Annotated in this window: 17 protein-coding genes and 6 tRNA genes; 14 read left to right on the top strand and 9 right to left on the bottom strand. The window is 41.8% G+C overall.

Features of this window, described 5'->3' with window-relative positions; genetic code table 11:
• Window positions 1–127 precede the first annotated feature (127 nt).
• From AACS90_RS03455 to nagE, 8 genes are all read right to left on the bottom strand, one after another.
• The gene (locus AACS90_RS03455) at window positions 128–964 is read right to left on the bottom strand and encodes an AraC family transcriptional regulator (protein WP_099121709.1); all 837 of its coding nucleotides are present in this window, start codon (window positions 962–964) and stop codon (window positions 128–130) included.
• A gap of 233 nt (window positions 965–1197) precedes the next feature.
• The gene (gene glnS / locus AACS90_RS03450; protein ID WP_099121708.1) at window positions 1198–2865 is read right to left on the bottom strand and encodes a glutamine--tRNA ligase; all 1668 of its coding nucleotides are present in this window, start codon (window positions 2863–2865) and stop codon (window positions 1198–1200) included.
• A gap of 183 nt (window positions 2866–3048) precedes the next feature.
• Entirely contained in the window at window positions 3049–4278 is a 1230-nt protein-coding gene (locus AACS90_RS03445; protein WP_099121707.1) for a DegT/DnrJ/EryC1/StrS family aminotransferase, read from the bottom strand.
• Window positions 4279–4332: 54 nt separating this feature from the next.
• Window positions 4333–5457 carry an MFS transporter gene (locus AACS90_RS03440; RefSeq protein ID WP_099121706.1) on the bottom strand — a complete coding sequence of 375 codons (1125 nt, stop codon included), beginning with the start codon at window positions 5455–5457 and terminating at the stop codon, window positions 4333–4335.
• A gap of 240 nt (window positions 5458–5697) precedes the next feature.
• Window positions 5698–6345, bottom strand: a complete 648-nt coding sequence (locus tag AACS90_RS03435; RefSeq protein WP_099121705.1) for an HAD-IA family hydrolase — start codon at window positions 6343–6345, stop codon at window positions 5698–5700.
• Between the two features lie 134 nt (window positions 6346–6479).
• Complete coding sequence (locus tag AACS90_RS03430) at window positions 6480–7241, bottom strand: glycosyltransferase (protein WP_099121704.1); 762 nt, start codon at window positions 7239–7241, stop codon at window positions 6480–6482.
• 24 nt (window positions 7242–7265) lie between these two features.
• A complete protein-coding gene (locus tag AACS90_RS03425) occupies window positions 7266–8117 on the bottom strand; it encodes a phytanoyl-CoA dioxygenase family protein (RefSeq protein WP_099121703.1) in 852 nt (283 codons plus the stop codon).
• A gap of 595 nt (window positions 8118–8712) precedes the next feature.
• A complete protein-coding gene (gene nagE / locus AACS90_RS03420) occupies window positions 8713–10731 on the bottom strand; it encodes an N-acetylglucosamine-specific PTS transporter subunit IIBC (RefSeq protein WP_099121702.1) in 2019 nt (672 codons plus the stop codon).
• 336 nt (window positions 10732–11067) lie between these two features.
• Here nagE and nagB point away from each other — a divergent pair, with 336 nt between their 5' ends.
• From nagB to AACS90_RS03375, 9 genes are all read left to right on the top strand, one after another.
• Complete coding sequence (gene nagB / locus AACS90_RS03415; RefSeq protein WP_099121701.1) at window positions 11068–11874, top strand: glucosamine-6-phosphate deaminase; 807 nt, start codon at window positions 11068–11070, stop codon at window positions 11872–11874.
• A gap of 42 nt (window positions 11875–11916) precedes the next feature.
• Window positions 11917–13131 carry an N-acetylglucosamine-6-phosphate deacetylase gene (nagA, locus tag AACS90_RS03410; protein ID WP_099121700.1) on the top strand — a complete coding sequence of 405 codons (1215 nt, stop codon included), beginning with the start codon at window positions 11917–11919 and terminating at the stop codon, window positions 13129–13131.
• Window positions 13118–14341, top strand: a complete 1224-nt coding sequence (gene nagC / locus AACS90_RS03405) for a DNA-binding transcriptional regulator NagC (protein WP_099121699.1) — start codon at window positions 13118–13120, stop codon at window positions 14339–14341. The genes nagA and nagC overlap by 14 nt, the downstream gene beginning before the upstream one ends.
• A gap of 153 nt (window positions 14342–14494) precedes the next feature.
• Window positions 14495–14571, top strand: a tRNA-Met gene (locus AACS90_RS03400).
• 5 nt (window positions 14572–14576) lie between these two features.
• Window positions 14577–14661: transfer RNA gene (locus tag AACS90_RS03395), tRNA-Leu, on the top strand.
• 71 nt (window positions 14662–14732) lie between these two features.
• Window positions 14733–14807, top strand: a tRNA-Gln gene (locus tag AACS90_RS03390).
• Between the two features lie 74 nt (window positions 14808–14881).
• A tRNA-Gln gene (locus AACS90_RS03385) sits at window positions 14882–14956 on the top strand.
• A 41-nt stretch (window positions 14957–14997) separates the two neighbouring features.
• Window positions 14998–15074, top strand: a tRNA-Met gene (locus AACS90_RS03380).
• 13 nt (window positions 15075–15087) lie between these two features.
• Window positions 15088–15162 (top strand) — tRNA-Gln (locus tag AACS90_RS03375).
• Window positions 15163–15394: 232 nt separating this feature from the next.
• Here AACS90_RS03375 and ubiF read toward each other — a convergent pair.
• Window positions 15395–16582, bottom strand: coding sequence for a 3-demethoxyubiquinol 3-hydroxylase (gene ubiF / locus AACS90_RS03370; protein ID WP_099121737.1), 1188 nt, complete (start codon window positions 16580–16582; stop codon window positions 15395–15397).
• Window positions 16583–16798: 216 nt separating this feature from the next.
• Between ubiF and miaB the strand changes: the two genes are divergently transcribed.
• The 5 genes from miaB to lnt all read left to right on the top strand — a co-directional run bounded on the left by miaB (window position 16799) and on the right by lnt (window position 22322).
• Window positions 16799–18232, top strand: coding sequence for a tRNA (N6-isopentenyl adenosine(37)-C2)-methylthiotransferase MiaB (gene miaB, locus AACS90_RS03365; RefSeq protein ID WP_099121698.1), 1434 nt, complete (start codon window positions 16799–16801; stop codon window positions 18230–18232).
• A gap of 160 nt (window positions 18233–18392) precedes the next feature.
• Complete coding sequence (locus AACS90_RS03360) at window positions 18393–19370, top strand: PhoH family protein (RefSeq protein ID WP_206601838.1); 978 nt, start codon at window positions 18393–18395, stop codon at window positions 19368–19370.
• The gene (gene ybeY, locus AACS90_RS03355; RefSeq protein ID WP_099121696.1) at window positions 19367–19834 is read left to right on the top strand and encodes an rRNA maturation RNase YbeY; all 468 of its coding nucleotides are present in this window, start codon (window positions 19367–19369) and stop codon (window positions 19832–19834) included. Before AACS90_RS03360 ends, ybeY begins: the two co-directional genes overlap by 4 nt.
• 69 nt (window positions 19835–19903) lie before the next feature.
• Entirely contained in the window at window positions 19904–20782 is an 879-nt protein-coding gene (corC, locus tag AACS90_RS03350; protein ID WP_099121695.1) for a CNNM family magnesium/cobalt transport protein CorC, read from the top strand.
• 10 nt (window positions 20783–20792) lie between these two features.
• Complete coding sequence (lnt, locus tag AACS90_RS03345; protein WP_099121694.1) at window positions 20793–22322, top strand: apolipoprotein N-acyltransferase; 1530 nt, start codon at window positions 20793–20795, stop codon at window positions 22320–22322.
• Window positions 22323–22785 lie beyond the last annotated feature (463 nt).

Raw genomic sequence — 22785 nt, 5'->3', positions numbered from 1 at the left:
CTCGTCATTTCCTCCATCTTTAAATAATGCGAAAAATAGATTTCACCTTTCGGTGATAATAAAACATTCTACTTGGAATTATTTATTTTACATTTGAAGGTGGAGGCACTTCGTCATATCGTTTGTATTAACATATAAAGTTTTTATGGTGATTATTTCTGTTTATATTTCTCCAGTGTGCTGGTGTTAAGCCAAACGTTTTTGTGAAATGTCTTGCCATATGGCTTTGATCGAAAAAGCCTGCTATCAACGCAGCATCAGTAATAGAATCTCCAACAATTAAGCAGGATTTTACTATATCTAACCTGCGCATTGTCATATAACGATGAGGGCTTGTTCCGAATAATAACCTAAAATCTCTCGAAAGACTCCAGCGATCACGATTTACGTTATGTTCAAGCTCACCTAGTGTGATATTTTTATCTAAATTTGAGTGAATATACTCTCTTGCTTTTTCCGCAGCAAAATAATCAAAATTTCTTTTTTTATTTAAAGCAGATCCACTTGCTTCAACTAATGAGACAGCTAAATCATAAAGAGCATCATCTTCTTCCAAAGGATCTATTCTGCAATCCATATTTTGTAAAATAGCATTCGTTGCCCTAAAAATATTGGGATCACTGGTGATGCCATTTTTTATAAATGGTAATGGTTTTCCTTTTATTATTTCTTGTATCATTGATGGTTCGATATATATCATTTGATAGTGGAAGCCAGCACTCGTTCCAGACTCGCCATCATGAACTTCATCAGGGTGTAATACCATAGTATTGCCAGGAAGACTGTGTTGCATCTTACCACGATAGTGAAAACTCTGGACTCCAAACAAGGTCTTCCCAATTGCATAGGTATCATGTCTATGAGGGTCATAACCGTGATTTAAAAAATAAGCCTCTATTCTTTCGACTTTCCTTGTTTCAGGTGCTCTATATACCCAATCTCGCGATGTAGCTAATCCATGCATATTAACTCCATATGACCATGATATTTTGAAAAATTATTATTTCTTAATAGAACCCTATTCTAATTGCAATGTACAAGGTATACCGTTACCCATTCTGCTAAAGATTGGTGAGAGGTCGAAGCCTCTCACCAAAAACCAGCTTTTAACTAGGCAAATTCGTTACCGAGAATCTGCCATTCACATACCATCTCGATATAACTAGACATCTATCAGGTATGTGTTCTTAGCTGATATTACTCTTTAGAGATTTTCGCCCAGGTATCACGCAGACCTACAGTGCGGTTAAACACTAAGTGTTCAGCCGTTGAAAGTTTGCTATCAGCACAGAAGTATCCTTCACGTTCAAACTGGTAAGTTTTTTCCGGCATGGCATTGACCAGACCTGGCTCAACAAAACCTTTACGTACCACTAATGACTCGGTATTAAACGTGGACAGGAAATCCTCTGCCGCACCCGGATTTGGCACACTGAACAGACGATCATACAGGTAGAATTCAGCTGGCGCGGCATGTACTGCACTTACCCAATGAATAACACCCTTCACTTTGCGGCCATCAGCCGGATCTTTATTCAGAGTCTGCTCGTCGTAATGACAGTAAATCGTGGTGATGTTGCCTTCTGCGTCTTTCTCAACACGCTCAGCTTTAACCACATAAGCGTTACGCAAACGCACTTCTTTACCCATAACCAGACGCTTATACTGACGGTTAGCTTCTTCACGGAAATCAGCCCGGTCAATATAAAGTTCACGGCTGAAAGGCACTTCACGGCTGCCCATCTCCGGCTTGTTCGGATGGTTAGGCATAGTCAGAATAACTTCACCTTCCGGCATATTCTCAATAACCAGTTTCACCGGATCAAGAACGGCCATAGCACGTGGAGCATGTTCATTCAGATCATCGCGGATACAGGATTCCAGCGCAGCCATTTCAACATTGTTATCCTGCTTAGTCACACCAATACGGCGGCAGAATTCACGGATTGACGCAGCAGAATAGCCACGACGGCGTAAGCCGGAAATGGTTGGCATGCGTGGATCATCCCAGCCATCAACAATATTTTCAGCCACCAGTAAATTAAGTTTACGCTTGGACATTATTGCGTATTCCAAATTCAGGCGGGAAAATTCATACTGACGAGGGTGGCAGTCAATTGTGATGTTATCCAATACCCAGTCATACAGGCGGCGGTTATCCTGAAACTCTAGTGTACAAATAGAGTGTGTAATCCCTTCCAGCGCATCGGAAATACAGTGGGTAAAATCGTACATCGGATAGATGCACCATTTATTACCAGACTGATGGTGTTCTGCAAATTTGATACGATACAGAACCGGATCGCGCATGACCATAAAAGGAGAAGCCATATCAATTTTGGCCCGCAGACACGCTTTACCTTCTGCAAACTCGCCCGCCCGCATTTTCTCGAACAAAGCAAGGTTTTCTTCCACACTACGATCACGGTACGGGCTGTTTTTACCCGGCTCTTTCAACGTACCACGATATTCGCGGATCTCATCAGGACTTAGCTCATCCACATACGCCAGACCTTTATTGATTAACTCAATGGCGTATTGATGCAGCTGGTCAAAGTAATCAGAAGAATAACGGATATCACCACTCCACTGGAAACCCAGCCATTGTACGTCTTGCTTGATTGACTCAACGTATTCAATATCTTCTTTAACCGGGTTCGTATCGTCAAAACGCAGGTTGCATTGCCCCTGATAGTCTTGCGCAATGCCGAAATTCAGGCAGATCGACTTTGCATGACCAATATGCAGATAGCCGTTAGGTTCAGGCGGGAAACGGGTATGTACGGAAGTATGTTTACCAGTTGCCAAATCTTCGTCAATAATCTGACGAATAAAGTTTGTCGGGCGAGTATCTGCCTCACTCATCGTTTTATTCCTCAATGCAAAAAGCGCTTCAATATAACGCTCTATAATCTATTAAGCTGAACCGAGAAACAACACTTAGTTAGTGGGAAATAGAGGAAAAAAAGAAAGTCTTGCTGAAAAAAGGATAACGACAGGCCATTCTGAGTAAAGGCCTGTCATTTTCTATAAGAGAGGTAAGTAAGATCAGCGGATACGATGACTTTCCAGCACTGCGATTAATTGATCTGCACAATAAACGATATGCTCTTCATTCCAGCTAGGATGCAAATACAAGCTGATTGTTCGGGGCAATAAAGAACGGGCTGTTTCACACACAACATCGCAATAATTGACCGATTCAGGCGATGTGTACTCACTGGAATGGAAAGGAAAATTGGCAGAGCCAAAACCACGTAGCTCTTTGAAGACCCGTTCACCATAGGCTTCCGGCCACTGGATTTTAAACGCAGGCACACCGATTTTTTTCAAATCACGCAAAATGATTTCAGCTGTGCAATCCAGTTTGGCAAGATCAAACACGATAGGATATAGCCAATATCCGTTTTGCCTGTCTTCATTATTCAGTGGCAGGCTATGAATTAAATCGATTTCGGCAAATTTTGCGTCATAGATTTTCGCGTATTGTTTACGGTTATGCATATTCCAGTCATCAAACCGCTCCAGCTCATTAATCCCGATGATCGACTGAATTTCAGTCATACGGTAATTATAGCCAATGCGATTATGCACATGCCATGACACCTCTTCCAAAGCAAGTAAGTCAAACTTCCTTTTCACATCAAACCCGTGATCACGATAGGCACGGCATTCCCAACCGATTTCAGGATTATTGGTCACAACCATGCCACCTTCACCACCGGTGGTAAAATGCTTGGACTGACAGAAACTGAATGTGCCAACATCACCAATCGTTCCAACAGATTTCCCCTTATACTTTCCACCGAGACATTGCGCGCTGTCTTCTATTACTTTGAGATTATGTCTGCGGGCAACAGCAAGAATTGCATCCATATCGCAGACAACACCATAAAGATGTACAACGATAATGGCTTTTGTGCGCTCGGTAATCAGAGCTTCTATTTTATCAGGGTCGATAGTGTGTTCTTCCGTCGTATCGCAAAATACAGGAATAGCACCGCACTGTAATACAGCAAAGGAAGTAGCAATAAAGGTGTATGAAGGAACAATAACTTCATCACCGGGGCCGATATTTAATGCCCCCACAGCAATATTCACAGCAGAGGTGCCTGAATTACAGGAGATTGCCATTTCTGCGCCAATCCAGTCGGCAAATTTATTTTCAAATTCCATGCCTTTTTTTCCGGTCCAGTAATTAACTTCACCGGATAACAGTGGCTGCTGAATATCTTTTAATGTTTTTTCGGCAAAATCAGGCCATTGTGGGAATTTCATAAAATCACACCTTAATATTATTACAAGAGATAAGTTTATTTATATAAAAACAAATTAATTATTTTTTATAAACCTTGAGTTAACTAACATAATTAATGCACCAACAGATAATAAATAAAATGCTGTTTCAAGACTAAAACTCTGAGCAATAAACCCGATTAACGCAGGCCCAATCATTATTCCAAAGTAGCCAAATGTAACAATTGAAGCTATTGCATGACCGGGGAGCATAACTGTTTGAGTTCCCGATATAGAGCATAATATCGGAACAATATTTGATGCACCTAATCCTATAAAGAAAAAACCTATCATATATAGATAGAAAGAACTTACACTAACAACAATAAAGAAACCGATAAAAATACTAAATGTCCCTGCAAAAAAGACTTTCCCACGCCCTATATTAGATATAACTCGATCCCCTAAAAACCGTCCTGTCGTCATCGCTGCTGCAAATGCAGCATAGCCAAATCCATTAAATGCAATATCAACATTACGTTCATTAACCAAAAAAACGCCGCCCCAGTCAATAACTGAACCTTCAATGATCCCCATTAGAAAACAAAGAAAGCTCGCCAAGATAACAATGCCTTTCGGAAAAAAGAAACCTTTATCCTTTCTTTCTTTATTATTATCGTGATTATTTATAAGCCCGGAGAAAGAAAAAATAAATAACAACGATAATATAAAAGATATAACCAGACATGCGACAAGAGCAGAAAAGTTCATATAAAGTAATATCGATACGCCAGCCGCACCCAGAATCCCTCCCAAACTGAAAAACCCATGGAAGCCTGACATCAAGTTTCTCTTTGTATTTTTTTCCACTTCTACAGCCTGGATATTCATTGCAACATCCACTGTACCAATGGATGCCCCAAAGATAAAAAGCATAATTCCAAGCTGGGTAACACTCGAAGATAATATTAGAAGCGGTAAAGAAACAATAGCAAAAATTCCTGAAATTATAATAACCTTACGACAACCAAATAAAGTAGTCAGAAATCCTGTAACAGGCATGGATACAATTGACCCAAGACCCAGAAAAAACAATAAAACACCCAGCTCTCCTGAATCAATATTTAAAAAATTTTTTACCAAGGGTATCAAAGGAGCCCATGCCGCAATTCCCATACCAGCAGCTAAGAAAACAGCTCTAGTTGCAATCACATTATTCATAATCCATCTCAACCATAATGTTTATATAAAAACCCACGCTATACTTAATCACACAGGGTTATACACTTCATCTTGAAATCCGTTGTGTATATACCCGTCATCTTTCAAGCTGCCTCTTTGTTGGCTGCACTCGCTCACCCCAGTCGCATAGTTATCCATGCTCAGGGGACTTTCTCCTTTGCCGCCGCGATGCAACTCGAAATCCATAGGGTATAGAGTCATAAAAACATTAATTCATCCTTATGAATTAATTTTAATTTCAAAAGCATTCATTCCTCTTTTATCAATTTTAATTTCATCCCAGTGCTTAATTACTTCGAGAACTGAAGAGTGTATTTTCTCTTGTCCCCCGATTTGTATGACCTCACAACCTGCTGCTAATGCACTTTGTATTCCTGCATATGAATCTTCAAAAACTAAACAGTCTTTGGCTTTCATTCCCAAACGTTCAGCTGCCATGAGGTAGGGAGCAGGATGCGGTTTCCCGTCCTGTACATCATCAGAACCCACGATGAGATCCGGTATTTTAAGACCACAAACATTCATTCTATGATATGCAACTCTCTGGCTGGCTGAAGTGACTACAGCCCAAGGGCAATCATTTAAAGAAAGTAAAAATTCTTTTGCACCAAATAAAGCTTGTGCTGAACCTGAATGTTGAACTTCTAAATCATCCAATAATTGAACCTGTTCTTCCACATTCAAATGTGGGGCAATAGACAAAATAACATCTCTGGAACGAACACCATGACATATCTCCAATACATGTTGGATAGGCACATTCTGCATTTCGCACCATTTAGACCAAATCATTTCAACTTCCGATAAAGATTGAACCAAAGTCCCATCCATATCAAATAAAATAGCCTTTATATTATAAATCCCCATTACCCCTCCGATAATAAAAAACAAACACTGTAAACCATCCCAATCATTTATAATAAAACATAGGAATTACAATAAATCATCAGACCTATTTCATTAGGATAAATCAATATCACAGCATCTGCTAATTAATCACTTCAGATTATCTCCGGATCGTTTATAACCCAATAAATCTTAATGGAAAAAATGCCAAATATCATTATGCTATAGTTAATTAACGTCCTCGCCAGACTCCAGTTCTCTCTTGTATCCTCCCAGGCCACTGGGAACTGATCTAATTTCTTAGATAACCTATTTGTCAGATAAATAATTTCAGCATCAAATGCGTATCCATTAATCTTCTGCTTAGAAAACACTTCTTTTGCCACATCAGATTTCAACATTTTAAATGGACATTGAGAATCAGAAACTTTGCAATTCAATAGTAAGTTGACTATTTTTAAAAATATTTTACTAGTTATCTTCCTATATGAATTTGCTTTTGATTTATTCTTTGAAAAGCGCTCTCCAATAACCAAGTCAACATTTGAAACTTCAATCCTCCTGTATGCAATAAAAAAATCACTTTCTTTTATAGGAAAATCAATATCTGTATAAAAAATATATTTCCCTTTTGCTAAATCGACGCCTCTTCTAATGCTATAGCCTTTTCCATAGTTGCCACAGTTAGAGATCACCAGAACATCAGGATAATTTTTCTTTATTTTTACAACATCTTGGTCATGAAAATTATTTTTATCTGAATCGTTGACTATAATTATTTGTACCTTCAACTTCTCCTGAATGTTTCGGATACGCTGGATAGTTTTTTCAATAACAGAATAATTTTCATTATAGCGAGGAAGAATAATTGAAACATCAATAGCATCATCCTCTATGCGATGATTTTTTGTCTCCATAATGATACCTTAAGGTATAATGTACTAAAATCCCAATAATAATTTACCCAAATCTGTTAAGTGTATCTGAGATGTCTCTTGTTGATGTGCTTTTTTAACCGGAAAGGCTTTCCCTGTTATAGATGTCGTCGGCAAGCCTTTTTTATAAGCTACAATTCTCTCGGCAACTTGTTGTTCTGTAATATCTGTTCGTGGAAATAAGCAAAAATATTGAGCTAATCTTGGCTCATTCGAAGTATTAGGTATATTCCCGTGAGGCAGTGCACTGTCAAAAATGACATAATCCCCTGCTTTCAATGGAATTGATTTAATATTCATTCCTGTTGTATCAGGAAATCTACTGTTATATCCCGCTGGCTGTTTTGATAGCCATTCATAGATAACTTTATGAAAACCGGGAACACACTGGAAACCACCAGAATTACCATTATCATCAGTTAAGCTCAAAAGACCCTGTATTTTTCTTTCCAGTGGGCGTTTAGAAACATCAATATCCCAATGAATAAAACCTTCATATTTCCAGTTTTCGTTAACTGGAGGATTCATATTTACCCTGTCAACACTAACCAGTAAATCTGAGGTACCAAAAATCTTTTCATATACAGAGTAAATGATTTGATTCTGACGATTATCCCACAAAGCCTGATGATGATAAAAAGGAATCCGCCCCATTTCATCAATTCCTGAACGAGAGCGAATCTCCATGTTATAAAAATCACTCTGGTTACTCTTATCCATTTCCAAAAAATAAAATATAGCATCGACAGTTTTTTGAACTTGTTCTTTGCTTACTGCCGACTCTATGATGATATAACCATTATCATCCCAACTCTTTAAATACTTTTCCATTTTTCCTTCTGAAATAGATAAACTCATAATTTCCACCTACTTATATTTATTTCACTTGGTTATCTTATCAACGAACACAGTTTAATCTCTCTATCAGAGATAATTTAAGTGCATTAGACTTTGATCTAAAATGTTTATAAAACGGACGGGAAATATAAATCATTAAAATAAACTCAACCTAAGCCAAATAAAATTAAAGGATATTTTTTATAAAAAAATTGAGGTAAATCACAAATAAAATAAAAAACAAAAATTATTGTAAAATACCCACATTCAATTATTCCTTATCGAAAAAATGACAATAACAAATACCTCTCGTGAATATAAAAAATAATCATCATATATTTAATTTTATATTTCCACATTCCAGACACATCGTAATAATAAATATCTTACCAAAAATAATTAATGATATATTTTTCGTTTTTTAGAAACTTGAAGAGAGGAACTATAATTCTATATTTAGAATTATATGATTTTAACTCGCTCCCCTAGAAATAATTTACCTATTTCTAGGGGTTAAAAGTAAAAAAAAGTATTCTGACATTACCTGCATGCATTGCTGCATACAGGTAATACTAAAAAATATTTATGAGATAAAAATTATGAGGTAGGTTATTAATTATTTATATATCTGAAATAAATCTTCTCCTGTGGCAATAACTCCCTCTTTTGCAATCAGTCGGATTCCTGAATAGTTATCGATATTGCTGATAATAACTGGGCTTATCATTGATTTGGCATGAGAATTCAAATAATCAAGGTCTAATTTCAGTAACGCCGTTCCTGTTTTGACTTTCATGCCTTCTTTCACCAGACATTCAAACCCACGGCCGCCCAGAGAAACAGTATCAATGCCCATATGGACAATAACTTCAGCACCATTATCCGCCTCAATACATAACGCATGGTTAGTATCAAATATCTTTACCACCGTACCTGTAACGGGTGAGAAGACTGTTTCCGAGGTCGGATTAATTGCAATACCATCACCCACTAATTTACTGGAGAAAGCTTCATCCGGTACATCTTCCAGCTTGACTAACTCACCCGCTACAGGCGCTAGCAAAGTCAGAATTTCTTTATTTTCCTGCGTACTCTTTTTTTCTACCGGAGTATCAGACTCTGGAATATCATTTTCTGTCGCAGCGGCAATCGGGCCTTTAGCAATGACATCTTTCATGGCGCTAGCAATCAGTTCAGCACGCATACCAACAATAATCTGAACACTTCCTTTATTCAGGCGAATAACACCAGAAGCCCCAAGACGTTTAGTGACTCGTTCATTAACTAAACTGGAATCTTTCACGGATAAACGCAAACGGGTGATACAAGAGTCAATATTGATTAAATTGGCCGATCCACCTATCGCAGCAACATAGTTATATGCTTCTTCCTGAATATCGTTTTTGCCACCAGCATTCAATTTCATATCAGCATCAGTTCCCGCGGCAGAAGGTAGCTCACGGCCTAATGTCATCAGGTTGAATTTTTTGATAGTGAAACGAAATACAACATAATAGATACAGAAAAATACTAACCCTTGTGGGATCAGCATGTACCAGTGAACAGCTAACGGGTTGCGTGAGGAGAGGAAAAGATCAATAAAGCCGGCGCTGAAACCAAAACCGGCAATCCAATGCATCGCCGCTGCAATATAAACTGAAATACCCGTCATAATGGCATGCAGAAAATAAAGCACAGGTGCCACAAACATGAAAGAGAATTCAAGTGGCTCAGTTATACCAGTAAAGAATGCAGCAAATGCTCCCGCCAACATGATACCGCCAACCATTGCTTTATTCTCAGGACGGGCGCAGTGGTATATCGCCAATGCCGCTCCCGGTAACCCAAACATCATGATGGGGAAGAAACCAGCCTGATAACGCCCGGTAATACCCGGAATAGCCGTTCCTTCAGCAATAGATTTTCCTCCTCCCAGGAAGTTAGGAATGTCATTAATACCCGCCACATCAAACCAGAAAACTGAGTTCAACGCATGGTGCAAGCCTAAGGGTATTAGCAGACGATTAAAGAATGCATAAAGCCCCGCCCCTACAGATCCGAGGCTGGTAATACTTTCACCAAATACCACCAGCCAATCATAAATGACAGGCCAGACAAATATCAGGATAAAAGAAAGTAGAATCATTAAAAAAGAATTCAGGATCGGTACCAAACGGCGTCCACTGAAAAAAGACAGTGCCAGAGGTAATTCAACATTACTGTAGCGGTTATAAAGCTCAGCTGAAATAACCCCTATTAAAATACCAATAAACTGGTTATTAATTTTATTGAATGCCACTGGCACATCAGCAACCGGAATACCTTCAATCATCGCGATGGCTTCGGGCGAACATAGTTTCATAACAACCATAAACCCGACTAATCCGGTCAGTGCAGCAGCTCCGTCTTTATCTTTTGACATACCATAAGCAATACCAATTGCAAATAATATTGCCATGTTGTCAAGAATAGCCTTACCGGATGAGATAAACAAAGCTGCCATTTTATTGTCAGCTCCCCAACCGGTCGGATCAATCCAATATCCAATCCCGAGTAATATCGCCGCAGCAGGCAATGTTGCAACAGGCACCATTAATGCCCGACCAATCTGTTGTAAGTAAGTTAAAATGTTCACTCACGCCCCCTTAAAGCCCCATGAATGGAGTCTTTTGTTTAATGAATGATGTAATAACATCTTCATCTATTTGTTGTTGAATAATTTTAAGTCTAAGAAATTTATTTTTCATCGCAAATTAAATCATTCGTATGTGTGATAAAAATCACTTAAATTGATATATTTTTGAGCTAAATATGGCCTTAATCAAAAACTTATTTTATTATAAAAAATAACATTATCGCGTGTGTGTCCGGTAGAACCGCTGTAAAGAACAGGTATGATAGGCAGCTTTTGCCCTACCACTGTCCGTATAATTTTAATTTAATAAATGAATAATTTTTTGAAGAGGTCATCATGAGGCTGCTCCCCCTAACAAATGCAAGTGATGTAGGTCGATGGTCTGCTCACTATATTGTTAGAAAAATCAATGAATTCAAACCAACAGCAGAACGCCCTTTTGTTCTCGGCCTGCCTACAGGCAGTACACCATTAGCAACTTACAAAGAACTAATTTCTCTATATCAGGCAGGAAAAGTTAGTTTCAGAAATGTTGTAACCTTTAATATGGATGAATATGTTGGCATTCCTGAGGATCACCCCCAGAGTTACCACACTTTCATGTATCAGAATCTCTTCAATCATATTGATATTAAAAAAGAAAACATCAACTTACTCAATGGGAATGCGACAGATATCGAAGCTGAATGCTTACGCTATGAGAATAGAATTAAAGCGTATGGCAAAATTCATCTGTTTATGGGCGGTGTAGGTAACGACGGTCATATTGCATTTAACGAACCCGCGTCTTCTCTCTCTTCCCGTACACGAATTAAGACGCTGACTCTGGAAACACGAACTGCCAATTCCCGTTTTTTCGATAATAACGTGGAATCAGTCCCCCAATATGCGTTAACTATTGGTGTGGGTACGTTAATGGATGCTGAAGAGATCATTATTCTCGTAACCGGAACTCAAAAAGCACTGGCTCTACAAGCTGCTATTGAAGGTAATGTTAACCATATGTGGACAGTAAGCTGTCTACAGATACACCCAAAAACAATTATTGCGTGTGATGAAGCTGCAACAATGGAGTTAAGAGTAAAAACCGTAAAATATTTTCGCCAGATAGAGGCTGATATTCTGAGTGAATTCGCCAGTTAATACTTATTCAGGCATTTAGGTTCAGGCATTTAGGAGTCCAGAATGTACGCTTTAACCAACTGTATTATCTACACCGGACACGACAGGCTCAGTGAATATGCTGTTATTATTGAAGGTGGGATAATCAAGCATATTTGTCCGGAAAATGAGTTACCGGCAGGCATTGAACAGCATGACTTACAGGGTGCAAACCTCTCTCCCGGGTTTATTGACCTGCAAGTCAACGGTTGTGGCGGGGGCCAGTATAATGACCGCATGGAAGATATTACGGAAGGGACACTGCATATCATGCAGAAAACCAATCAGCGATACGGCTGTACCAGTTTTCTGCCAACGCTTATCACTAGCCCTGATGAGCTGATGATCAAAGCCATTGAAGTAATGCGTATCTATCTGGCTAACAACCCCAATCAGGCGATTGGTTTACATCTGGAAGGGCCTTACATCAATCCGGTAAAAAAAGGCACACATAATGCTGCCTATATACGCAAACCAACACCGGAAATGGTCAATTATTTGTGTATTAATGCCGATGTGATCAAGAAAATTACTCTTGCTCCTGAGATGGTAGAAAATCATTACATTCACCAGTTAACTGAAGCGGGCATTGTTGTTTCCGCGGGTCATTCCAACGCAACCTATGAAGAGGCGCGACGGGGATTCCAAAATGGTATTACCTTCTCCACTCATTTATACAATGCCATGCCGGCCATTTCTGGCCGACAGCCGGGGTTAATCAGCGCAATTTATGATACTACTGAAGTCTATGCCGGTATTATTTGTGACGGAATGCATGTTGCCTGGCCCAACATTCGTAGCGCCAAGCGTCTGAAAAATGAAAAATTAGTGCTTGTGACAGATGCCATTGTCCCTGCCGGGCTGGATGAAGACAGTAATATAGAACAATTCACCTTCGCCAATAAAACAATATATTATCGTAACGGGTTATGTGTCGATGAGAATGGCACATTAAGTGGCTCTTCAGCCACAATGATTGAGTGTGTCAGGAATAGTGTCGAAAAAGTTGGTATCGCTTTAGATGAAACACTGCGCATGGCAACCCTTTACCCAGCTAAAGCTATCGGTGTCGATAAACATCTTGGAACGATTGAGCCGGGTAAAGTAGCAAACCTGACAGCATTCACTCATGATTTCAAAATCTGTAAAACCATAGTTAACGGAAATATCGTTAATGACAATAACAACAAAGGAAATGAAGCTGAACTATCGAGCATAGTGCCTGATGAACAACCATAATACACAAAAACAAATCGCGAATATTGAGCTGGTCAAACAGCTCAATAGCGCCGTGGTCTATCGGTTGATAGACCAACTCGGGCCAATATCCCGTATACAAATTGCGGAAGAGAGCCAACTTGCTCCGGCCAGTGTGACAAAAATTACTCGTCAGTTAATTGAGCGTGGTTTGATTAAAGAAGTTGATCAGCAAGCATCTACTGGCGGACGTCGCGCTATTTCCATCGTCACAGAAACCAGCCATTTTCATACCATTGGTGTTCGGCTAGGCCGTCGGGATGCGACGATTGCGTTATTTGATATGAGCGCCAGACAATTGGCTGAAGAGCAACATCCTGTTCTGGAAAATAGCCAGCAAGAAGTCGAACAACGGATTATCTCCGTGATTGAAGACTTTATCAGCAGAAATCAGCGGCGTAACCGCGAGCTGATCGCGATCTCCATTATTGTCCCCGGATTAGTTGATCCCCATAATGGCATTATCCGCTATATGCCACATATTAAAGTCGATAACTGGCCATTAGTGCAAAACCTGCGCAATCACTTCAATATTTCATGTTTTATCGGGCACGACATCCGCAGCTTGGCGCTGGCAGAAAACTATTTCGGAGCCACTCGCGATTGTGAAGACTCTCTTCTTGTACGTGTTCATCGTGGTGTAGGTGCTGGCGTTATTATCAAAAATAATATCTTGCTCAATAAACGTGGCAATCTGGGAGAGATAGGCCATATCCAAATTGAACCACTGGGTGAGCGTTGCCATTGCGGTAATTTTGGTTGTCTGGAGACGATCGCATCCAATCCGGCCATAGAAGCTAAAATACAGCACCAATTACAGCAGGGGTTTCCAAGTAAGCTGACATTGGATAAATGCAGCATCCATGACATATGTCGCGCGGCTAATCAGGGTGACTCTCTGGCAGTCGAAGTGATCAGGCAGGCAGGGCATAACCTCGGTAAAGCCATCGCCATTGCCATTAACTTCTTTAACCCACAGAAAGTTGTTATTGCCGGTGATATCACTGAAGCAGAGCAGGCTCTGCTTACCGCTATTCAAAATTGCATCAACACTCAGACTTTAAAAAACTTCCGTGAAGACCTGCCTATCGTGGTTTCCGAATTAAATCACTGTTCTGCAATAGGCGCATTCGCCTTAACGAAGCGAGCTATGCTCAATGGTCTGCTGTTACAACACCTTCTTGGAGGATAATCCGCCACATTAGCTGCTTTTATCATCAAGATGATTACAGGGCAAACAAACAAGCGATTTTATGCATATTTTTTTAAAAAAGCAGTTGACGCATCTGTCTGATATACGCATAATGCGCCCCGCACCGCCGATGAAGGCAAAGCGAAAAAAGATGGCTACGTAGCTCAGCTGGTTAGAGCACAGCACTCATAATGCTGGGGTCACAGGTTCGATTCCCGTCGTAGCCACCATCTTTGCGGGAGTGGCGAAATTGGTAGACGCACCAGATTTAGGTTCTGGCGCCGCAAGGTGTGCGAGTTCAAGTCTCGCCTCCCGCACCATTTCTTCTTCGGTTGCACTTAAATCGAGTTTTGCTAAGGTTGTTTTAAGTTTTAGTGTGTTGTTTTTCAGGTGGGGTATCGCCAAGCGGTAAGGCACCAGGTTTTGATCCTGGCATACCCTGGTTCGAATCCAGGTACCCCAGCCATATTTCTGAAAACGATAATTGCTAAGAAATAGATAACCGTTAATAAAACAAGGTTTAAAATGAAAATATTCAGGTGGGGTATCGCCAAGCGGTAAGGCACCAGGTTTTGATCCTGGCATACCCTGGTTCGAATCCAGGTACCCCAGCCATTCTCCTGAAGGTTTTCATAAAATTTACGGTTAACGTAAATGGCTACGTAGCTCAGCTGGTTAGAGCACAGCACTCATAATGCTGGGGTCACAGGTTCGAATCCCGTCGTAGCCACCATTTTAAATTCAGTTGGGGTATCGCCAAGCGGTAAGGCACCGGATTCTGATTCCGGCATTCCCAGGTTCGAATCCTGGTACCCCAGCCAAATTTTCAAAACGTTGACTGAACTGATAACCACCTTTTGGTGGTTTTTTTTTGTTTTTGTGCCAAAAAATATCTCCAGCTTACCGCTTTATAGTCTCCATCTTTGTTTGATGACCAGCCTAAAATTGACACATCTAACCCTGTTTATGAAGTGCTCAGTAGAAAACATATCTAAGGGTAAAAGTATTAAAAAACAGCTCCTACCCTCAAAAATATTTGCTAAAAAACAGTAATCACCCCCCCAGCGCATATTTCAGCGCCAGTTTTTTCAGTGCGCCTGAGCGCTGCGCTGCCATCAAGGCCAGATTACGCATAGTTTTCAATCCCGGCAGATCATGGCTGAATGCAGTGTGAAAAAGATCCATTCCCGCCTGCATGACCAAATTATCCGGCATCCTGCGGCGTTGATAACGCATCAGTACAGTCAGGGAATCCCACTCTTCCAGTGATTCTTTGGCATCAATCAATACATTGAGTAAAGCATCTACATCCCGATAGCCCAGATTGACACCCTGCCCTGCCAGTGGGTTAATTGTATGAGCTGCATCCCCCAGCAAAACCAGCCCTTCACGTACATAATCACTGGCATGATGGCGGGCCAGAGGAAATGAACCAGCAGCAATCGGAGTCACTTTACCCAAACGGGCCGGAAATGCCTGAAATATTTCCCGCTCAAGCTGTGTCATTGACATCGCCTGTAACTGACGAATGCGGGCGGGAGAGTCATACCACACCAGCGATGCCCACTGGTCGAATAACGGCAGAAAGGCTCTGGGACCAGAAGGAAAAAATTGCTGCCATGTTATGTCCTGCTGAGGTTGTTCCGTTTTAACAGTTATCAACATACACGACTGACGATATTGCCATCCCCTGCTGCCAATTCCCGCTAATTGCCGAACCTGAGAACGGGCGCCATCAGCACCGATAATCAAACGAGTGTTTAATTCCGTACCATCAGTCAATTCAAGCTGCCATGTTTTATGGTCACCATGACGCTGCATCGATTTCAGCTCTGCGGGGCAAAACAGTGTCAGGTTAGGATACCGTTCAAACTCCTGCCACAAAGCCAGTTGCAGAATACGGTTTTCTACCATGTACCCAAGTTCAGGCAGGCCGAGACTTACTGCATCAAAAATCACATTGGAATCATTCTGTTCCCATGTCTCCAGCTTCCGATAAGGTGCGCTACGCATCTGCACAACATGTTCCCAAGCACCCAATTGCTTCAGTAAATCCACGGATGCCCGACTAATGGCAGAAATACGAATATCCGGTTCGCTTTCTGCACAATAGGGTTGTGGCGGCTGATGTTCCAACAGAGCGACACGCCAGCCTTCCTGCGCCAATCCCAATGCCGTTGCCGCACCAATCATCCCGGCACCCACGATAACCATATCGAATTTTTGTTGTGGATTATTCATATTCATCACGCTATTAACTTCTTGATTAAAATAGTGTACCGGAATTTTCCCTTTCCGGCTGTGAATATCCGGTGTTACAGTCTGGTCACTGGTGCCTCAAATGAATACAATAGTCTGTAACATTATGCTAAACACACTGTATTCAATATGCTGGTTCAATAGACTATGCTTTTCAGTGTTGACGCATCATTCCACTGGAAACACCGGATACACAAAATGTCGACGATAAAAAAACTGTATATCAAAACCTGGGGCTGTCAGATGAATGAATACGATTCATCCAAGATGGCCGACCTGCTGGAAACCACTCACGGTTATCAGTTAACCGATATCGCCGAAGACGCAGATATCTTACTCTTGAATACTTGTTCAATCCGTGAAAAGGCCCAAGAAAAAGTCTTTCACCAACTCGGACGCTGGAAAGGACTGAAAGACAAAAACCCTGAAGTTATCATTGGCGTCGGGGGCTGTGTGGCTTCTCAGGAAGGGGATTACATTCGCCAGCGTGCACCGAGTGTTGATATTATATTCGGGCCACAAACCCTGCACCGCCTGCCGGAAATGATTAATCATGTGAAAGGCACCCGCAGCCCTGTTGTTGATATCAGTTTCCCTGAGATCGAGAAATTCGACCGCCTGCCAGAACCCCGTGCTGATGGCCCGACGGCTTTTGTTTCTATCATGGAAGGCTGTAATAAATACTGCACATTCTGTGTGGTTCCTTACACCCGTGGGGAAGAAGTCAGCCGTCCTTGTGATGATATTCTGTTTGAAATTGCTCAGCTTGCTGCGCAGGGTGTGCGTGAAGTAAACCTGCTCGGCCAGAACGTGAATGCTTATCGCGGTGCAACATTTGACGGAGATATCTGCACATTTGCTGAATTACTGCGTCTGGTTGCTGCTATTGACGGAATCGACCGCATACGCTTCACCACCAGCCATCCGATTGAATTTACCGACGATATCATCGCCGTGTATGAAGACACCCCTGAACTGGTCAGCTTCCTGCACTTACCTGTCCAGAGTGGCTCTGACCGCATTCTGACTCTGATGAAACGTGCTCATACTGCGCTGGAATATAAAGGAATTATTCGCCGTTTGCGGAAGGCTCGCCCTGATATCCTGATCAGTTCAGATTTCATCATTGGTTTCCCGGGTGAAACACAGGATGACTTTGAAAAAACAATGAAATTAATTGCCGATGTTAATTTCGACATGAGTTTCAGTTTTATTTATTCAGCACGTCCGGGTACCCCTGCGGCCGATTTGCCGGATGATGTGAGTGAAGACGAGAAAAAACAGCGTCTGTACCTTCTCCAGCAACGTATAAATCAACAAGCTATGAGCTTCAGCCGGGCGATGATTGGCAGTACTCAGCGTGTTCTAGTTGAAGGCCCATCCCGTAAGAATATTATGGAGCTTTCCGGACGCACGGAAAATAACCGTGTAGTTAATTTTGAAGGCGCACCTGATATGATTGGCAAGTTTGTTGATGTTGAAATTGTCGACGTCTATGCCAATTCCCTGCGCGGTAAGGTCATCCGCACCGAAGATGAAATGGATTTACGTGTCTATGAATCACCTGAATCAGTCATTGCCCGAACCCGTAAGGAAGACGAAATCGGTGTTGGCATTTATCAGCCTTCATAACAAGTCAGCCTTAATGACAGGATAGCCGTAAAAGAACAGGATAACTTTAACAAATAGGCCGGATTCACAGGCCTTAACATAGAGATAATCAGTGACACAAATCAACCCACAAGTAGCAACACAAGAGATCTTTCTGGAACCCGCAGATAATCAGCGATTAATGAGCCTGTGTGGCCCACTTGATGACAATCTGAAACAACTTGAGCGTCGTTTGGGAATAGAGATAAACCGCCGCGACAATCGTTTCAAATTGGTGGGCAAGCCACTGTGTGTCAGCGCAGTAGCCAGTATACTGCGCCGCCTGTATGTTGAAACCGCCCCTGTACGCGGAGTGATACCGGATCTTGAACCTGAGCAGATTCATCTGGCTATCACGGAAACCCGCGTACTGGAGCAAACAGCAGAAAGCGTCCCTGACTACGGTAAGACCGTGAATATCAAAACCAAACGGGGCGTAGTCAAACCCCGTACACCTAATCAGGCTCAGTATATTGCCAATATTCTTAGCCATGATATTACGTTTGGTATCGGGCCTGCGGGAACAGGTAAAACCTATCTGGCCGTTGCAGCAGCGGTTGATGCACTGGAGCGTCAGGAAATCCGCCGGATATTGCTCACCCGTCCTGCTGTTGAAGCCGGGGAAAAACTGGGCTTTCTGCCGGGGGATCTGAGCCAGAAAGTCGATCCTTATCTACGTCCGCTTTACGATGCATTATTTGAGATGCTGGGATTTGAAAAAGTTGAGAAGCTGATCGAAAGAAATGTCATTGAAGTTGCTCCACTAGCCTATATGCGTGGACGAACGCTCAATGATGCCTTTATTATTCTCGACGAAAGCCAGAATACAACCATCGAACAGATGAAAATGTTTCTGACCCGTATTGGTTTCAACTCCAAAGCAGTTATCACTGGTGATGTCACCCAGATAGACCTGCCCAGAGGCCAGAAATCAGGCCTGAGTCATGCGATGGAAGTTTTATCTGACGTTGATGATCTTAGCTTTAACTTTCTCTACAGCGAAGATGTTGTGCGCCATCCGGTGGTTGCCAAAGTCGTTATCGCCTATGAAATATGGGAAGCCGCTGAGCAGAAACGTAAACAGGCGCTTAATGAAAAGCGCAGGCAGGAAGCACAATGAGTTCAGTTATATTAGATTTACAGATTGCATGTGAAAAACCAGAAGGGCTTCCTGAGGAGGTCCTTTTCCAAAACTGGCTGGAAGGCGTTTTGCCGCAATTTCAGGCAGAAAGTGAAGTCACAATCCGTTTAGTCGATGAGGCAGAAAGCCACGAATTAAACCTCACTTATCGAGGGAAAGATAAACCAACCAATGTGTTATCTTTCCCGTTTGAAGCTCCGCCTGAAGTTGAACTCCCCTTGCTCGGTGATTTAATCATATGCCGTCAGGTTGTTGAAAAAGAAGCTCAGGAGCAGCAAAAAACAGTCGAAGAACACTGGGCACATATGGTGATACACGGCTGTCTTCATCTGCTTGGATATGACCATATTGAAGATGAAGAAGCAGAAGAAATGGAATCTCTGGAAACAGAAATTCTGGGAAAAATGGGTTATCCTGATCCCTATCTTGCGGAAAAAGAATAACCACCAATAATATTTTTATGATAAATATTACGATCACTTTAATTAATGAGGAAATACAATTAGAACGCCATGAGCGACGACCATCCTTCTAGTAACGATAGCCCTGGACCTAAGAAAGGCTTTTTTGCACTTCTTAATCAGATTTTCCACGGTGAGCCGAAAAACCGCGATGATTTAGTTGAACTGATCCGTGATTCAGAACAGAACGACCTCATCGACCCCGATACCCGAGAAATGCTCGAAGGGGTGATGGATATTGCTGACCAGCGTGTGCGTGACATTATGATCCCACGCTCACAAATCGTTACCTTAAAACGCAACCAGCCTCTGGACGAATGTCTGGATGTCATTATCGAGTCAGCCCACTCCCGTTTCCCTGTGATCAGCGAGGATAAAGATCACATTGAAGGCATTCTGATGGCAAAAGATCTTCTGCCATTTATGCGTACGAACGCAGAACCTTTCAGCATTGATAAAGTTCTGCGGCAAGCGGTGGTGGTGCCGGAAAGTAAGCGCGTTGACCGATTGCTGAAAGAGTTTCGTTCCCAACGCTACCATATGGCGATTGTTATCGATGAATTCGGCGGTGTTTCCGGTCTGGTCACGATTGAAGATATACTTGAACTGATTGTAGGCGAAATTGAAGACGAGTACGACGATGACGAAGATAACGACATTCGTGCCCTGAGCCGCCATACTTATTCAGTACGAGCATTGGCTCAGATTGAAGATTTCAACGATGTTTTCGGCACTAATTTCAGTGATGAAGAAGTTGATACCATAGGCGGATTGGTCATGCAGGCATTCGGGCATCTGCCTTCCCGTGGAGAATCCATCAGCATTAATGGCTATCATTTCAAAGTAGCCATGGCAGATAGCCGTAAAATCATTCAGGTTCATGTAAAAATACCGGATGATGCTGAAGTTCCTGGCCTTGATAAAGACTAATGGGATCTGGATGAACAAAACCTCATTAATAAGTTGCCAGCGGCTGCGTGCCTTGCTGGCGCTTTTCTTCGGAGCCAGTGGAACACTGGCTTTTTCACCTTTTGATTTCTGGCCTGCTGCTCTTATCTCCCTCTTTGGCCTGCAGACCCTGACGTTAAACCGAACCAGCCGACAAGCAGCCTTTATTGGTTTCTGCTGGGGGCTTGGGTTGTTCGGCAGCGGAACAAACTGGGTTTATGTCAGTATTGCCGGTTTCGGGGGTATGCCAACCGCCGTTAATATCTTTTTAGTTGTTTTGTTGGCGGCTTACCTTGCGCTCTATCCAGCTCTGTTTGCCGGGTTACTTAACCGCTTTTTCCCTGCTTCAAACGGGATCAGGCTGATGATTGCCAGCCCTGCTCTGTGGCAGTTAACGGAATTTTTACGTGGCTGGGTGCTTACCGGTTTTCCGTGGCTACAATTTGGTTACAGTCAAATTGATGGCCCGTTAAAAGCCATTGCGCCGCTTTTCGGGGTAGAAGGTATTACTTTCCTGTTGATGATTATCAGCGGGTTGCTGGTTTTTGCTACCGTACATAAAAAAATCGTAGCTGCCATCGCTGCCATTGTTTTGCTGATGTTACCGTGGCCAATGAGGCATTATCAGTGGTATACCTTACTACCGGAAAAATCGGCTGATATAGCACTGGTACAGGGGAATATCCCTCAGGAAATAAAATGGGATCCTTCAGCATTGGGCAAAACACTGGATATCTATCTGGATAACAGCCGCCCTTTTATTGGGAAAGTTCCCATCATTATCTGGCCAGAAGCAGCAATTCCTGACTATGAACACAACCAGAGTCTCTTCCTGACCAAACTGGATGCATTGCTCAGGCAACATCACACCAGCCTGATTACCGGTATTCCCGATGCACGACCAACATTAGACGGATACAAATTCTATAACAGCATTATTGTGTTAGGAGAGAAAACGCCTTACCAGTATCCGGCGGCTGACCGCTATGACAAACATCACCTTGTGCCGTTTGGTGAATTTGTACCGCTGGAATCATTACTGCGTCCATTGGCGCCCTTATTTAACCTGCCAATGTCCTCTTTCAGTCAGGGCAGTTATATACAACCTCAGCTTTCTGTGGCTGGTTATGACATTACTGCTGCTATCTGTTATGAAATCATTTTGGGTGAGCAAGTCCGCGATAATTTCAAACCCAGCACAGAATTTTTGCTGACAATTTCCAACGACGCGTGGTTCGGACGATCTATTGGCCCGTGGCAACACTTCCAGATGGCACGGATGCGCTCTCTTGAACTGGGTCGCCCATTATTACGGGGCACCAATAATGGCATTACTGCCGTAATCCGGCCAGATGGTTCAATACAGGCTGAAATTCCGCAGTTCACCCGTCAGGTCTTGGAAGCAGAAGTCACTCCAGCCAGTGGGATCACCCCTTATTTCCGTATTGGGAACTGGCCGGTTTGGGGAATGACTGTATTGTTTATTTTGTTTGGATTAATCAGAAACCGCCGCCATACTTAGTTAAGTATTTAACAATACCCCCTAAAAATCCTCCAAAGAATAAGTTCAGAATGTATTTACATACTGAACTTATTCTTTCTCGTATATCATGTTAGGTAATTTCTCCAAGACGAATCCCTCCATTAGTTCCATTTCTAAAATATTCACAAAAAACACAAAAACAGCCTAAAAAATCACCGCACTACGGTATTTATTCCTAAAAAGTGCAAACTGTGAACGAGATTCAAAATTATTTGCCACAAAATCACACTTAAACAAAATTGTTTGTTTATAGTTCGAGTTGGCTCGCAAAATAAAAACATCAATGTTTCAAAAAAGTAACATTATGAATTATTTTTTTACGACTCATACACAAAACAATATTAGAAATTAATTTCTATGTTAACGATATCTGTAAAACAGAAATAAAAGCATAGATCCACCCCCTGCAAACAAACCCAGTATTGAATAAAACAACCACATG

Source organism: Xenorhabdus sp. KK7.4 (assembly GCF_963876465.1).
GTDB classification, from domain to species: Bacteria; Pseudomonadota; Gammaproteobacteria; order Enterobacterales; family Enterobacteriaceae; genus Xenorhabdus; species Xenorhabdus stockiae.
This window is presented reverse-complemented; position numbering and strand designations above follow the sequence as displayed.